At 58.8% G+C, this 14,865-nt stretch carries 16 protein-coding genes; 7 read left to right on the top strand and 9 right to left on the bottom strand.

The window, feature by feature from the left end; all coding sequences use genetic code 11:
* Nucleotides 1-17: 17 nt before the first annotated feature.
* Entirely contained in the window at nt 18-956 is a 939-nt protein-coding gene (gene paaA, locus GF111_RS22515; protein WP_033647856.1) for a 1,2-phenylacetyl-CoA epoxidase subunit PaaA, read from the bottom strand.
* Between the two features lie 317 nt (nt 957-1,273).
* On the opposite strand from paaA, the gene paaZ reads away from it, so the two are divergent.
* Nucleotides 1,274-3,340 carry a phenylacetic acid degradation bifunctional protein PaaZ gene (gene paaZ, locus GF111_RS22520; RefSeq protein WP_038872147.1) on the top strand — a complete coding sequence of 689 codons (2,067 nt, stop codon included), beginning with the start codon at nt 1,274-1,276 and terminating at the stop codon, nt 3,338-3,340.
* Between the two features lie 43 nt (nt 3,341-3,383).
* On the opposite strand, the gene GF111_RS22525 is transcribed toward paaZ, so the two are convergent.
* The gene (locus tag GF111_RS22525; RefSeq protein ID WP_047730369.1) at nt 3,384-4,277 is read right to left on the bottom strand and encodes a Kdo hydroxylase family protein; all 894 of its coding nucleotides are present in this window, start codon (nt 4,275-4,277) and stop codon (nt 3,384-3,386) included.
* Nucleotides 4,278-4,770: 493 nt separating this feature from the next.
* Entirely contained in the window at nt 4,771-6,324 is a 1,554-nt protein-coding gene (locus GF111_RS22530) for a sensor domain-containing diguanylate cyclase (RefSeq protein WP_047730370.1), read from the bottom strand.
* A gap of 160 nt (nt 6,325-6,484) precedes the next feature.
* Here GF111_RS22530 and GF111_RS22535 point away from each other — a divergent pair, with 160 nt between their 5' ends.
* A complete protein-coding gene (locus GF111_RS22535; RefSeq protein ID WP_038872138.1) occupies nt 6,485-6,679 on the top strand; it encodes a hypothetical protein in 195 nt (64 codons plus the stop codon).
* A gap of 15 nt (nt 6,680-6,694) precedes the next feature.
* Here the strand turns inward: GF111_RS22535 and GF111_RS22540 are convergent, their stop codons facing one another.
* On the bottom strand, nt 6,695-7,114 hold the full coding sequence (locus GF111_RS22540; RefSeq protein ID WP_047730371.1) for a VOC family protein: 420 nt from the start codon (nt 7,112-7,114) through the stop codon (nt 6,695-6,697).
* Nucleotides 7,115-7,291: 177 nt separating this feature from the next.
* On the bottom strand, nt 7,292-8,212 hold the full coding sequence (locus tag GF111_RS22545; protein ID WP_147191462.1) for a Kdo(2)-lipid IV(A) acyltransferase: 921 nt from the start codon (nt 8,210-8,212) through the stop codon (nt 7,292-7,294).
* Between the two features lie 627 nt (nt 8,213-8,839).
* On the opposite strand from GF111_RS22545, the gene GF111_RS22550 reads away from it, so the two are divergent.
* The 3 genes from GF111_RS22550 (at nt 8,840) to GF111_RS22560 (ending at nt 9,785) form a co-directional block, all read left to right on the top strand.
* The gene (locus tag GF111_RS22550; protein WP_033635087.1) at nt 8,840-9,037 is read left to right on the top strand and encodes a YqjD family protein; all 198 of its coding nucleotides are present in this window, start codon (nt 8,840-8,842) and stop codon (nt 9,035-9,037) included.
* Nucleotides 9,038-9,051: 14 nt separating this feature from the next.
* A complete protein-coding gene (locus GF111_RS22555) occupies nt 9,052-9,300 on the top strand; it encodes a GlsB/YeaQ/YmgE family stress response membrane protein (protein WP_019453501.1) in 249 nt (82 codons plus the stop codon).
* A 95-nt stretch (nt 9,301-9,395) separates the two neighbouring features.
* The gene (locus GF111_RS22560) at nt 9,396-9,785 is read left to right on the top strand and encodes a YidB family protein (protein WP_019453502.1); all 390 of its coding nucleotides are present in this window, start codon (nt 9,396-9,398) and stop codon (nt 9,783-9,785) included.
* A gap of 3 nt (nt 9,786-9,788) precedes the next feature.
* Here the strand turns inward: GF111_RS22560 and GF111_RS22565 are convergent, their stop codons facing one another.
* A complete protein-coding gene (locus tag GF111_RS22565) occupies nt 9,789-10,721 on the bottom strand; it encodes a LysR family transcriptional regulator (RefSeq protein WP_147191461.1) in 933 nt (310 codons plus the stop codon).
* Nucleotides 10,722-10,831: 110 nt separating this feature from the next.
* Between GF111_RS22565 and GF111_RS22570 the strand changes: the two genes are divergently transcribed.
* On the top strand, nt 10,832-11,884 hold the full coding sequence (locus GF111_RS22570) for an SDR family oxidoreductase (RefSeq protein WP_147191459.1): 1,053 nt from the start codon (nt 10,832-10,834) through the stop codon (nt 11,882-11,884).
* Nucleotides 11,885-11,928: 44 nt separating this feature from the next.
* Here GF111_RS22570 and GF111_RS22575 read toward each other — a convergent pair whose 3' ends face one another.
* The 3 genes from GF111_RS22575 to GF111_RS22585 form a co-directional block, all read right to left on the bottom strand.
* Nucleotides 11,929-12,936, bottom strand: a complete 1,008-nt coding sequence (locus GF111_RS22575; protein WP_038872122.1) for an NAD(P)H-quinone oxidoreductase — start codon at nt 12,934-12,936, stop codon at nt 11,929-11,931.
* A 154-nt stretch (nt 12,937-13,090) separates the two neighbouring features.
* Nucleotides 13,091-13,300, bottom strand: a complete 210-nt coding sequence (locus GF111_RS22580; protein WP_004935132.1) for a hypothetical protein — start codon at nt 13,298-13,300, stop codon at nt 13,091-13,093.
* Nucleotides 13,301-13,809: 509 nt separating this feature from the next.
* Entirely contained in the window at nt 13,810-14,187 is a 378-nt protein-coding gene (locus tag GF111_RS22585; RefSeq protein WP_038872120.1) for a hypothetical protein, read from the bottom strand.
* A gap of 375 nt (nt 14,188-14,562) precedes the next feature.
* On the opposite strand from GF111_RS22585, the gene cspE reads away from it, so the two are divergent.
* Nucleotides 14,563-14,775 carry a transcription antiterminator/RNA stability regulator CspE gene (gene cspE, locus GF111_RS22590; RefSeq protein WP_004935122.1) on the top strand — a complete coding sequence of 71 codons (213 nt, stop codon included), beginning with the start codon at nt 14,563-14,565 and terminating at the stop codon, nt 14,773-14,775.
* The last annotated feature ends 90 nt before the right edge of the window (nt 14,776-14,865 follow it).

A 14,865-nucleotide genomic window follows, 5' to 3' on the forward strand; every position in this document is an offset into this window, starting at 1 on the left:
TCGGTTCCTTATGTTGGCTATGCGGCGGAGGCAGCGTTTTTCGCGGCGTGGGCCATGGCGCCGTCGCGTACCCAGGCGCCGTCTTCCCAGGCGCGGCGTTTGGCCTGCAGGCGTTCGTGGTTGCATTGGCCGCGCCCTTTGATCACCTCATGCAGTTCGCTCCAGTCGATTTCGCCGAAGCGATAGTGGCCGGCGGCCTCGTCCCAGGTAAGGCTCGGGTCCGGCGCCGTCATGCCCAGCGCCTCAAGCTGCGGCACGGTGTTGTCGACGAATTTCTGCCGCAGCTCATCGTTGCTGTGGCGTTTGATTTTCCACGCCATGCTCTGGGCGCTGTGGGGGGAGTCGGCGTCGCTCGGGCCGAACATCATCAGCACCGGCCACCAGAAGCGATCGATAGCGTCCTGCAACATGGCGCGCTGCGTGTCGCTGCCGTTGGCCATCGCCATCACCGCCTCGTAGCCCTGGCGCTGGTGGAAGCTTTCCTCTTTGCAGATTTTCACCATCGCCCGCGCATAGGGGCCGTAGGACGCGCGGCACAGCGCCACCTGGTTGACGATGGCGGCGCCGTCGACCAGCCAGCCGATCACGCCGATATCCGCCCAGTTGAGCGTGGGGTAATTGAAGATAGAGGAGTACTTCATCTTGCCGTCGAGCATCTTTTGGTAGATGTCCTGGCGCGAACAGCCGAGGGTCTCGGCGGCGCTGTAGAGGTACAGACCGTGGCCGGCTTCGTCCTGCACTTTGGCCAGCAGCACCGCCTTGCGGCGCAGCGTGGGGGCGCGCGTCAGCCAGTTGGCTTCCGGCAGCATGCCGATGACTTCCGAGTGGGCGTGTTGGCCAATCTGCCGAATCAGGTTCTGACGGTAGGCGTCCGGCATCCAGTCTTTGGCCTCAATGGCGATGTCCGCCGCGATCTTGTCGTCGAAATGCTGCTGATACTGTGCGTCAGTTGTCATGCTTGCCTCTTGGTGATTCGTATTTTTCACATTAAATATAAAAATGTGAATCACTTTAACTAACCATAAGGCTACAAACTGATAACAAAAAGATCAAACGTAATTCATGTGGTTTTGCGAGGTGACTCACAAGGTGGTTTGTTATTTTGTTGATTTTGTTAAATAAATAAAGTGATTAATTCCTTGTTTATAGCAGGTTAAATGCCCTGAAAGCGCCTTTTGTTTTCTTTTTGTTAAAATTTGGTTTGGCGCAGGCTGGCATTTATGTGATACGTAATTAAGCTATAGGGTGAAAATTTATGAATTTCGGAGGGCACATGCAGCAGTTACACAGTTATCTTTCTGGCGCCTGGGTGTACGGGCAGGGAGAGGGGCGCGAGATCCGCCACGCCGTGACCGGTGAGGCGCTGTACCAGGTCTGCTCCGACGGCCTGCCTTTGGCGGCGAGCCTGAGCTATGCGCGCAGCCACGGCGGCCCGGCGCTGGCGCACATGACGTTCCAGCAGCGCGCACAGATGCTGAAAGCGGTGGCGAAACACCTGTTGGCGCACAAAGAGGCGCTGTATCAGATTTCCTATCAAACCGGCGCGACGCGCAGCGACGGCTGGGTTGATATCGAGGGTGGCATCGCCACGCTGTTCGCCTATGCCGGCATGGCCGGTCGCGATCTGCCGGACGATACCCTGTGGCCGGAAGACGAGCTGATCCCATTGTCGAAACAGGCGCAGTTCGCCGCCCGCCACGTGCTGACCTCGCGCCCCGGCGTGGCGCTGCACATCAACGCCTTCAACTTCCCGTGCTGGGGCATGCTGGAAAAACTGGCGCCGACCTGGCTGGCGGGCATGCCGGCCATCATCAAGCCGGCCACCGCTACCGCGCAGCTGACGCAGGCAATGGTCAGGCTGATCGTCGACAGCGGGCTGGTGCCGGAAGGAGCGCTGCAGCTGGTTTGCGGCGGCGTCGGCGACATGTTTGCGCACCTGGATTATCAGGATGCGGTGACTTTCACCGGTTCGGCGCAGACCGGGCAGCGGCTGCGGGCGCATCCGCGCCTGCTGGAAAAATCAATCGCGTTCACCATGGAGGCGGATTCGCTCAACTGCTGCGTGCTGGCGGAAGACGTGACGCCGGAGATGCCGGAGTTTGCGCTGTTCATCAAAGAAGTGTGCCGTGAAATGACCGCCAAGGCGGGGCAGAAATGCACCGCGATCCGCCGCATCATCGTGCCGGCGGCGCAGGTGGCGGCGGTGCGTCAGGCCCTGTTGCAGCGCCTGGCGGGGGTGACGGTAGGCGACCCGCAGCTGGAGCAGGTGCGCATGGGGGCGTTGGTCAGCCACGAGCAGCGTGATGATGTGCAAAGCAAGGTGGATTTCCTGCTGCGCAACGGCTGCGAACCGCTCTGTGGCGCTGCGCTGGATAAGCTGGAAGTCCTGGGCGACGGTGCGCGCGGCGGGGCGTTTTATCCGCCGACCCTGCTGTATTGCGCCGATCCGCTCACCCATCAGGCGGTGCACGGCACTGAGGCCTTCGGCCCGGTGGCGACGCTGATGCCATATGCGGATACCGAGCAGGCGATCGCGTTGGCGTTGCTGGGGCAGGGCAGCCTGGCGGGATCGCTGGTGACCGCCGATCCGGCATTGGCCAAGCGCTTCATTCGCGCGGCGGCCTGCGCCCACGGCCGCATGTTGATTTTGGATGAGCAGGCGGCGGCGGAGTCCACCGGCCACGGTTCGCCGTTGCCGATGCTGGTGCACGGCGGCCCGGGGCGCGCCGGCGGCGGTGAAGAGCTGGGCGGGCTGCGCGCGGTGAAGCACTATATGCAGCGCACGGCGATCCAGGGCAGCCCGGCGATGCTGGCGGCCATCGGCGGCGAATGGGTGCGCGGCGCGCCGGTCGTCGAGCATCCGGTGCATCCGTTCCGGAAATACTTCGAGCAGCTGCAGCTGGGCGACAGCCTGTTGACCGCGCGCCGCACCGTGACCGAAGCGGATATCGTCAACTTCGCCTGCCTGAGCGGCGACCATTTCTACGCGCACATGGACAAGATCGGCGCCGCCGACTCGCTGTTCGGCGAACGGGTGGCGCACGGTTACTTTGTGGTGTCCGCCGCGGCCGGGCTGTTTGTTGACGCCGCCGTCGGGCCGGTGATCGCCAACTACGGCATGGAGAATCTGCGCTTTATCGAGCCGGTGAAGATCGGCGACACCATTCAGGTGCGGTTGACCTGCAAAAAGAAAATCCGCAAGCCGCAGAAAACCGCCGAAGATCGCCCGCACGGCGTAGTGGTGTGGGATGTGCAGGTGTTGAATCAGGAACAGCAGCCGGTGGCGCTGTACAGCATTCTGACGCTGGTGGCGCGCCAACAGGGGGATTTCGAGGCGTGATGCGCGTTTGCCGCCGCCGGTAACACCGACGGCGGCAAATCAGTCAGATCAACGGCTGGCCGCGCAGCTGTTCCAACACTTTCAGCGGTGAACGCTGCGGATCCTGCATTTTATTCACCGGCAGCAGGAAGGTCTGTTCCAGCATAAACTGGCCGCCCATCGCGGCGTGCGGCGTTTGGTCCGAGAAGCAAATCCAGCTGCTGCCCGGCGGGAACGCCAGCGCCAGCTGTGGGCCACGCTGCTGATAATCGCCATCGGCCTTCATGGCGTCATGCAACTGCAGCATCAGGTGGTCATAATGGCTGCGGCGAGTTTTGGTGATGCGCACCTGGTGCTGCAGCCAGCTGCTTAACGCAGAATAGCGGGCCAGACGCGGCATAAAGCGTTCCGCCAGCTCAGGGAACGGCTCGCCGACCCGCCATTGGCGAGGTTCACCGTGCGGATTGATGTTGGTGAAAATGCGCAGAATGCGTTCGCCGTAGTTCGGGCGCGACGGGAAAGCGTCGACGTGCAGCCGGCTGTCGTCTTTGCGCCAGGAGCTATTGGCGCGCCAGGCGGAGACCGGATGTAAACGCAGGCTGCCGGTTGGGTGGTGCAGCGCCTCCTGATACTCGGGCAACAGCCCGGCGATCAGCTGACGGCACGATTGGTAATAGCGCTCCAGCAGTTGCTGAACCTGCTGCCGGCGTTCCGCGACGGCGACGCCGGTCAGCTTGCCGGACAGCGGTTGATAGCTGATGTTCTTGCGCTTCGGATCGACCAATGCCGGATCCAGCAGCGGCATTTCCTGCTCAGACAGGGTGAAGGCCAGCTCGGGCAGAAACAGCACCTTGCCCTGTTCCAGTTCGCTGACCGCGCTGGACGCTTCTTGCGCCGCCCATTGTTGCAACGGCAGCGTCAGGATGGCCCGTTCACGCGTAATATCGCCAGTAGGCATGAGATCTCCTCGCAAATCTATATCGCTTTATTCCCGCCTTTCAGGTTGCCGCGTGGTTGGCTGCACTGGCTTGCGCAGTGGCTGGCTGGAGCGGCGCCAGAAATTTTTGCACCGGTCGCCCAATTGCAACGTGAAATTTGCGGGTTCTATTATGGATGTATCAGCAGGGCGCAGTGCGCCGAAGCGTGCGATGGCTTCCTGATATATAGAATAGTCCTGATAAGAGTATCACCGGCAACGCCAATAAAAAGTAAACGGGGGCTAAACGAGGCCTGGCGTAGGCACGAATAATCAAAAATGGCACGAATGGGTTGTTGAATGGCGTGTTTTTATCTTATTGAATTATATTAGAAATAAATACCCTGCTTATTTATTGGCGTTATTTCATTCAGAGAGTGGGGCGAGTCGGTGAAATAATGTTTCGGAGGGAAACTATTTCATTTTTGCCGGGTGAATAAATCGGGCCGCCAAATTTTGGTGACCCGATGATTGCTTAAGCACCGTAAATGCAGTTTTTGCCTTTTTTCTTGGCCTGATACAGCGCGCTGTCCGCCTCATTGATAAAGCTGATCGGCGTATCATTATACATATGCGGCACTTTGGCGCAGATGCCGATGCTGATGGTAACGATGCCGTGCGGGTTGCCCTGATGCGGAATTTTCAGATCTCGCACCGCCTGGATGACGCGTTCGGCGAAAATCAGCGCGCCCTGCACGTCGGTATCCGGCAGGATAATCCCCATCTCTTCGCCGCCGTAGCGCGCCAGTATGTCGTTGCTGCGGCACGCCAGCCCCTTCAGCGTTTGGCCGATTTGCTGCAGGCACTGGTCGCCGGCGACGTGGCCATAGCTGTCGTTGTACTGCTTGAAGTAGTCGATATCCAGCATCAGCAGCGCCACGCTGCGGTAGTTGCGCGAAGCCCGCGCCAGCTCGTTCTTCAGCGCGATATCAAACTGGCGACGATTGGCCAGACCGGTCAGGCCGTCCAGCAGCGCCAACTCTTCGAGCATCTGGTTGATGCTGGTCAGCTGATCGCGGGTGCGCATCAGCTCGGCTTCGGTTTGCATGCTGTGCTTGATTTGTCGCAGCAGCACCATGCCCATCGCCAACAGGATCATCAGCAGAGAGAGGCCGCCGGCGGCGAACAGGCCGGCGTCGGTGCGCCAGTCCGCCAGCGCGTCGCGCTTCGACAGCCCGGCAGCGATCACCAGCGGAAAGCGATTGACCCGCGAATAGCCGTAGATGCGCTCCACTTTGTCGTACAGCGAGGTGATGGTGGCGTTGCCGAACTCCGAATGCGGTAAAATTTCGCTGAACAACACGCCCTTGGCGATGTTTTTACCGATCGAGGCCGCTGAGTAAGGGCGGCGGTAAAGGATGGTGCCGTCCGCCAGCAGCAGGTTCAACGAGGCGTCGGTGTTGAGGGCGAAGCTGTCGTAAAACTGGCGGAAATAATCGACGTACAGCGTCGCCAGCACCACGCCGCCAAAGCTGCCGTCCGGGTTGTTGAAGCGCCGTGATACGGGGATGATCAGATCGCCGCTAGTGCGGCTGCGGATCACCTTGCCGATGTACAGGCCGCCGCCGTCGCGGTTTTGATGGTATTTGAAGTAATCACGATCGGCGTTGTTGGCGTTCTTGATGAACTTGCCCGAGGAGGTCGCCAGCCAGCGGCCGCGCGCGTCGTAGATAAACAGCCCATGCAGCTGCGGCAGATTGCCGACCTGCGTCTGCATGACGCGCTGCAGCCGCGTCAGCTGCGATGGGCCCAGCCCGTCGTTCAGGAGGCGTTCGGTCAGATCGAGCAGATTGCCGTCCACCTGCATGAAGGTATCGTCGGCGTGCTGCGCCAGCGAGCGGGCGAGGTTGGCGGATTCATGCTCGGCGCTGCGCAGATCGCGCTGGTGCGCGTTCCAGATTTGCCAGCTGTTAAAGAGGATCAGCGTGGCGGCAACGATGATGACAAACACGCCGGCCTGAAATAATAATGGGGAGCTTTTAACGCTGCGCGGCGGCACGGCATCCTGTATGGGTTGCTGCTGAGTCATGTCACCCTTGTGGTTTGATTACTATTCAACTTGAGTTAAGAGCAATCCTATATTTTATGCATAAATGCGCCAGACCTCTAGCCCTTAACGAGGCGATACGGAGAAAGGCATGCCGCAATCTGCCTCTGCGGCGGTGTGAAGACTACGGAGTATAGAGTCAATGTCGGATTACATCATTATCGCTTTACTGACGCTGGCGGTGTATTACCCCCTTACGCTGGGGGCGCTGGCGGGGATGATGTACATCGCCTGGCGCCGCCGCCGATCGCCCTACTGGCGGTTGGGGTTGGTGCTGTTGACGCTGCTGTTCGTGCTGTTCGCCAAGGCGGCGTATGACTGGCACCGCTATAGCTAGCGGCGCCATGGCGGGTTATTCGACGTTGATCATCCAGTTGACGCCAAATTTATCGGTCAGCATGCCGAAGCCTTTGGCCCAAAAGGTGGCTTGGTAAGGCATCGTCACCTGGCCGCCCTGCGCCAGATTATCGAACAGCTTGCGCCCTTGCTCCGCATCGCTGGGATTCAGCGACAGCGAGAAGCCTTTATGCGAAGCGCCGCCGCTGTCGTCCTGCGGGCAGCCGTCGGAGGCCATCAGCACGCCGTCACCGATCAGCAGGCGCGCATGCATGATCGCCTCCGGGTTGACGTCCTGTGGCCCGCCTTGCCGAGCTTCTTCGGGCATGTCTTTGTAACGCATGACCATTTCAATTTTGGCATTCAACTGCTGCACGTAGAAGTTAATCGCTTGCTCACAGTTACCGCTGAAAAACAGATAGGGTTGTACCAGCATGACATTGACCTCGGTTGTGACCCGACAGGCAACGACCGGCCCGCGGGCAGGAAGAAATGGTTGCTGGCGGCAATGATTGCCGTCGGTGACTTATTAGTGTAGTTCCCGTGGCGAAGAATGCTTGTGCGAGGCGAGCGCGCCTTCGCCAGCGGTGTGGCGGGCGAAGGCGCGAGGGCGTTAATACAGCGAAGGTTCGCCGGGCGGACGGGTTTTAAACCGGCGGTGCAGCCACATGTACTGATCGGGTGCCAGCAGCACCTGTTCTTCCACCACGCGGTTCATCATGGCCGCCGCGCGCGTTTCATCGTCCAGCGGGAAGTCCTTCAGCGGCGGCTGTACGATCAGCTCATAGCCCTGCGCATGCGGCAGGCGGCGCGGCACGAAAGGCACGATCGACGGCCGCCCCATGCGCGCCAGAATAAAGGTACCGGTTGTCGTGGCGGCGTTTTCAACGGCGAAGAACGGTGCGAACACGCTGCTTTGCGGGCCGTAATCGTGATCGGGCGCGTACCACAGGATTTCCCCCTGTTTCAGGTTGCGGATCATGCCTTTGATATCTTTACGATCGATCATGAACTTATTCGAGCGCAGCCGGCCGCGGGTCTGTACCCACTCCATCAGCTTGTTGTTATGCGGGCGATGCACGCCGATGCCGGGATTTTGCATGCCGAAAATGCGCGCGCCCAGTTCCAGCGTCAGGAAATGCAGACCGATCAGCAGAACGCCTTTGCCGTCCTGGCGTGCCAGCTGCATGTTTTCCATGCCGCTCACCTTGAACCAGCGGGCGATGCGCCAGTCGGGCCAGAACCAGGCCATGCCGACTTCGAACAGACCCATGCCGACGGACTCAAAATTTTTGACGATCAGCGCCTCGCGCTCGGCGGCGAGCATTGCGGGGAAGCAGAGTGCCAAATTGCGGCGCGCTATTTTTACCCGGCGTTTCATCAGGCGCATGGCTATTCTGCCGAGGCTGTGTCCAAGCCGATATATGAGCGGGTAGGGCAGTAACACCAAGAGATAGAGCATTCCCAGCCCTATCCACAGCAACCAATAACGAGGGCGCAAGAATTCGCGCTCAAAGCGTTGGTTTGAAAGCATTTTTCCTGTTCTTCCTTTTCTTTCCCAATGGGACCTTAACCCAAATTGTTATAGGGCAAATGATAGAATATTTGGTGCTAAATAGGGTTTTCCATTAATGCTTTTTTTTGCGCTTTATTTAGCAACGCGCGGATAACGGGGTGAGTTAGGATTTTTACCGAGGAAAAGGAGGATATTTACCGCTATTTCAACCGGCTGGCGCAATTGAAAAATAAAGACACAATTAAGCGGATCGCAAAAGTGACAACCGCTATGTAACCTTAGAGAAACAGTAACGCGGCGGAACCGTCCCAAACGGCGGCCAGCGCGTACAGCATTGCGAGAATCAGGACGAACGGGGCATTGAACATGGGCTTTTCCTCCCAGAGATTTGTGTAAAGTTTAGCCTGCCGAGATGACAGTAGGATGAAATTAGATCGTTTTTTGTACGGTGAAATTCAGACGGACGGAAATGGGTAAACCGCTGATTTTTTACTATAGTCATAGTGTGAAGTTGTGCGTTTGTCGCCGTACGCCCTGCATTGAGCGGCTGTGGGCAGATTGCCTGGAGCAAGATCGCGGGGCGGGCGGTGCCGGGCGTGAAACATGTGACGCAATTCTCAGAGGGTTGGTCTGTAAGGATTTGACATGTCATATGAAAATGACGATCTAAACGGTGTTGAGCAACCGAGCGACTACGTGAAAACCACCGCCTGCGAAGTGCGCAGCGGTGTAAAAGCGGCGCTCGAGCAATCATGTGCCTGCATCAAGGATAATCCTTGGGCGGGGATAGGCGCCGGCGCCGTCGTGGGCCTGGTAATAGGATTTCTGTTAGGCAAAAGGTAATAGGGAGAGTAGAGATGGGCATCATTTCCTGGATCATTTTTGGTTTAATCGCCGGTATCCTGGCCAAATGGATTATGCCGGGCAAAGACGGCGGCGGGTTTATTATGACCGTGGTACTGGGGGTCGTGGGCGCCGTGGTCGGCGGTTATATCAGCACCTTCTTCGGTATGGGTCGCGTTGACGGCTTTAACCTGGGCAGCTTTGTGGTGGCGGTAATCGGTGCCCTGGTGGTGCTTTTTGTCTACAGGAAGATCAAAGGCTAAGCAGCCGTTGCTCAACAGGGTCGCCGCGGCGGCCCTTTTTCGTGAAATCAATCCGGCGGTGCGGCGCGGGCCGTATCGGCTGAAAGGGGAATATCATGGGTCTGTTCGATAGCGTATTGGGTAACATTCTGGGCGGCGGCGCCAACGGTAAAGGCATCGATTACATCGCCATCATGCAGTGGGTTGAGCAACAAGGTGGCCTGCAGGCCATTTTGGACAAGTTCCGTCAGGGTCAGTTCGGCGATATTGTCGGCTCCTGGCTCGGCAATGGCGAAAACCAACCGATTACCGGCGATCACGTACAGCAGGCGTTGGGCAGCGATGCGATCAATCAGCTGGCTGAAAAGCTGGGTGTCGATCCGGCTCAGGCCTCCAGCACCATTGCACAGTTTTTGCCAACGGTCGCGGATGCCGCTTCGCCAAATGGCGAAGTGCAGCAAGACAGCAACGAACTGGGCGACATGGTCGGCAAACTGTTCAAATAAGGCTTATGCTCCCGGCGTCTGGCCGGGGGCATTCACTCCGCTAATTCCCTCGATCGCCGTCAACGCCTGTTGCAGATGCGCCACCCAGGCGCGCACTTTCTCCGGAATAAATCGTAATGCGGGATAGACCGCGTGCAGCGCCATGGGTGGATAGCGGTATTCCGGCAATACGGGCACCAGCGCCCCTGTCGCCAGCTGCTCGCCGATCAACGGCCGCTGAGCGCCGCCGATACCAAGCCCCGCCTCGATGGCCGTCAGCAGCGATAGCGTATTGTTGGCGCGGAACGTGGGCCGCAGCGCCACTATCTCGGGGCCGTGCGGGCCGATCAGGGTGAGCGTATCGCCGTCGTTCAATCCGCTGTAGCGAATGTGCGCATGTTTTGCCAGCTCCGCCGGCGAACGTGGAACGCCATGCTTTGCCAGATACGCCGGTGATGCCACCAGCAGGCGTTGTAGTTCGCCCAGCCGTTTCGCCACCATGCCGGGCGCGTGCAGTTCGCCGAAGCGCAGCGCCACGTCGATGCCTTCACCGATCACGTCGGCGCGGCGATCGTCCAGCAGCAGCTCGATGGTGAGGTCCGGATGGCGCTGCTGGAAAGCGATGGCCAGCGGCGTGACGTGCCGCTGGCCGAATCCGGTCGGTGCGTGAAGGCGCAGGTTGCCCTGCAGCCGGTGGTGCTGGCCGTGCAGCGCCTCTTCCGCTTCGTCGACCGCCGCCAGAATCGCTTTGAGGCGTTGATAATAACCGCTGCCGGCCTCGGTCAGGGAGACTGCCCGGGTGCTGCGAAACAGCAGCTGCGTCCCCAGTTCCTGCTCCAGACCGGCGATTTGCTGACTGACCGCCGGCTGCGTCAAGCGCAGATCGCGAGCGGCGGCCGACAGGCTGCCCAGCTCCGCCACCCGCATAAAGGTTTTCATTGCGTTCAGCTTATCCATGTCGATCTTGCCTATAGGTTTTTCTTATTAGTGTTAGTGGAGTTTCTCGTCTACCGCAAGCAGTGCTAATCAATAACACTCGGGGCATCGACAACCCGAGGAGTGACAAGATGAACGCAAAGCGGCAGGCGTTAGTGATCGGCGCCAATGGCGTAATAGGGCGCCGATTGATTGAGGAACTGACCGGTCAAGGCTGGCCCGTGGTGGGTGTCTCGCGCCGGGGTGGGGAACCGGCGCCTGGTGTGCGCTACCTGCAGGTGGATCTGCTGGATGCGGAGGCAACGCGCGACGCGCTGCGGCCGCTGAGCGCGATTAGCCACGTCTTCTATGCCGCCTATCAGGATGCGCCGGATTGGGCAGGCCTGGTGGCGCCCAATCTGCAGATGTTGCAACACGTCGTCGAGGGGCTGGAGCCGATCGCGCCGGCGCTGGAGCATATCAGCCTGATGCAGGGCTACAAGGTGTATGGCGCCCATTTGGGGCCGTTTAAAACACCGGCGCGTGAAAGCGACGCCGGGCATATGCCGCCGGAGTTTAACATGGCGCAACAGCGGTATCTGGTGCAGCGTCAGGCCGGCAAACGTTGGCATTGGAGCGCCATTCGCCCGAGCGTGGTGGGGGGCTTCTCTCTCGGCAATCCGATGAACCTGGCGTTAAGTATCGCGGTTTACGCGTCGATCAGTAAAGCGCTTGGGCTGCCGTTGCGTTTCCCCGGCAAACTGGGCGCTTACCACAGCCTGCTGGAAATGACCGAGGGCGGGCTGTTGGCGCGTGCCACGCTCTGGGCGGCGACCGAACCGGCGGCGGCCAATCAGGCGTTTAATATCAACAATGGCGATCTGTTTCGGTGGAGCGAGATGTGGCCAAAAATCGCCGCTTACTTCGGGCTGGAATGCGCGCCGCCGCTGCCGATGCCGTTGGAGAGCATGATGGCGGACAAAGCGATGCTGTGGCGAGAGCTGGTGCAACGGCACCAATTGACCGAACCGGACTATCGCGCGGTGGCCGGCTGGCGTTTCGCCGACTTCGTCTTTTCCTGGGACTATGACATGTTCGCGGACGGCAGCAAGGCGCGGCGTTTCGGTTTCCATCAGTTTGTCGAAACCGAAGCCATGTTTTTCTCGCTGTTCGATGAGTTCCGCCGCCGTGGCATCATTCCCTGAGTGCGGCATTGGTTTCCCCGCAGCGCAGGCTGCGGGGAACGGCTTCAGAACGTCAACATGATCTTGCCGATGTGCTCGCTGGACTCCATCAGCGCATGCGCGGCGGCGGCCTGCTCGAGCGGGAAGGTTTTAAAAATTTGCGGCTTCAGGACGCCGCGCTCCAGCAGCGGCCAAACCTTCTCGTGCAGATCGGCGGCAATCTGCGCTTTGTCCGCGACGCTGCGCGAGCGCAGCGTTGAACCGGTATGGGTCAGGCGTTTCAACAGCAGTGGCATCAGATTGAGCTCTTTTACCACGCCATTTTGCGTGCCGATTTGTACGATGCGACCTTCCATCGCCGCGGCCTGATAGTTCTTGGCCACATAGTCGCCGGCGATCAGATCGACGATCACGTCGGCGCCTTTGCCGTCGGTGGCGTCTTTGGTGCGAGCGACAAAATCTTCGCTGCGGTAGTTAATCGCCACGTCGGCACCCAACGCCAGGCTGGCCTGGCGCTTCTCTTCGGAGCCAACGGTGGTGATCACCTGCGCGCAGAAGGCTTTTGCCAGCATGGTGGCGACCGTGCCGATGCCGGAGGTGCCACCGTGGATCAACACGGTTTCGCCGGCTTTGAGGTGGCCACGCTGGAACACGTTGACCCAGACGGTAAAGAAGGTTTCCGGCAGCGCGGCGGCCTCGGTCAGGCTCAGGCCCGCCGGCACCGGCAGCGCATTGCTTTCATGCACGGTGCAGTATTCGGCATAGCCGCCGCCGGCGATGAGGGCACAAACCCGATCGCCGAGCGCGAAGTGAGTTACGCCTTCACCGATGGCGACGACTTCGCCGGCGATTTCCAGGCCGGGGATATCCGAAGCGCCGGGCGGTGGCGCATAGTTCCCCTGACGCTGCAGCACGTCGGGGCGGTTAACGCCGGCGGCGGCGATTTTCACCAGGAGTTCGCCCGCTTGCGGGACGGGCATCGGGCGTTCGGTGACGACCAGAACCTCGGGAGCGCCGGGTTGGCTGATCTCAATGGCTTTCATCGTGCCGGGCTGCGCTGCATTTGTTGACATGCTCATTCTCCTCATCGTGGCGGACGTGGTTATCCAGGCGGAACGCCCGCAATAAAGTCTGCTGTTAGCTTAGCGAAATCGAATGAGGTGCGCGTGGTCGAATAGAGCGGTTTTGCGAGAAAGGGAGGACGCCGCCGCGATGGGCGGCTGGATATCAATCGTTAGGGGGGATGCGGAACCCTTTTAACGAGACGATAAAGTGTTCTTTCCCTTTGGAGATCTTGGCGCCTTTATCGCACCACAGGCTGGCAAGCTGGAAGAAGTCATCGCTGCCGATATCGTAGGCCAGTTCGATTTTCTTGGCTGTGCCGGCGCGGATGAGCTTTTCTGCTTCCTGATGGTTTGCAGCTTTAATTATGGTCATGGGCGAAATCCTTGGTGTTAAGCCAGAGCGGATAATCGCGAATCATCATATGGCCATATTGTGACATTTTTGTGATGAAAACATGACGGTCCACGAAGGCGCGGCGTGCGGCGTGCCGCGCCTTTGCGGTGTAAACACGTTATCTATTACCGATCGTGCGGGCGAACGAATGTGCTTTTCTTCTGAGATTTTAAGTGTTTATAGAGCGAATAGCCCGCAATGCCGGCCAAGGCAGCCAAGAGGGCAAGGGATCCTGTGGCCATGAACATCACCTCCGAATAAGAATGGCAAGGAGGCGTATTTGTGACATTCATCACTTTACGGGGCAATGAGAGCAATCTGTAATCGGGAAACGGGCATGAGGGAGGAGCAAAAAAAAGCGCCTATAGGGAGGCGCATAAAGATTTGCAACACAGCTTGTTGTGTTCAACACCAGGAGGAGTGGTGAACTGGCGCTATTCTATGCAGCGGCGAGGGCGGCTGATATAGGTATTACTCCGAAAGCGCTGCTACCACTCATAGCCCAACTGAATGTTGTAATCGGGATCCTGATTGGTGGAGTAAGGATCGGATTGGCGGCGGCGATCGGTTTTCTTCACCGGGCCCTCATAGGCGGGATAAGGTTTGGCGCGCGGCTTGCTGCAGCCTGGATGATCGCATTCGATATCGACGCGAAAACCGTTCTTGTCGCGTGCCTCTGCCCAGGTAATCGGCGGTTTCGCCGCCTTGGGGGCCGGCCCCGGCGGAGCCACCGGTTTTGGGGACGGGGCAATGCTGGGCTCTGGTGGCTGATAATTCAGCTCCAGCGCGCCCAGTGGGGCGCTGCAAGCAGCAAAGACCAGCAGGGCGGTAACGCTGGCGGCCGGTAATGTGAGCCATCTTGGCATGGTGAATCTCCCTGAATGATTTCTTTGTACAACTATAAAACAGCGTAACGATAATTACTATCATTTGCCTTCGATGAAATGGGGGGGAAGGTGGCGATCCCGTAGGCGGGCGGGGTCAAATCCTGTGCGCTTAGCCGAGATTAACGCCCCTGCACGGCGAAAAAGGTTGCTATTGCCGCTCGCTCGTGAGTTAATGATGTCGGCCTGTGGTACAGACCTATTTATGCACGACATTTTGAGTAAAGTAGTTCAAATTTAAAGCGTTATCCCGGATAGCCCTTCTCTGACGAATTTCCTTTCCAGTGCCTCCATAAGTAACTGATGACCGGCTATCTCGCCCATGGCGGCTAACATTATTATTGAAGGAAATTAGACATGTCCAACATGATCAAAGGTCAAGTGAAGTGGTTCAACGAAGCTAAAGGTTTTGGTTTCATCACCCCAGCAGACGGCAGCAAAGACGTATTCGTACACTTCTCTGCTATCCAGGATCAAGGCTTCAAGACCCTGGCTGAAGGCCAGAACGTACAGTTCTCTATCGAGAACGGTGCGAAAGGTCCATCTGCGGCTAACGTTACCGCTATCTAATTGGCGTCTACCGCTGATTGAAAAAAACCCGCCGCGGCGGGTTTTTTTAGGTTCATCGCGCTTTAGCGTGAACCAATAGAAAACGGCAGT

Origin of the sequence: Serratia sp. HRI, assembly GCF_010119335.3 — a bacterium.
In the GTDB taxonomy this organism is placed as follows: Bacteria; Pseudomonadota; Gammaproteobacteria; order Enterobacterales; family Enterobacteriaceae; genus Serratia; species Serratia nevei.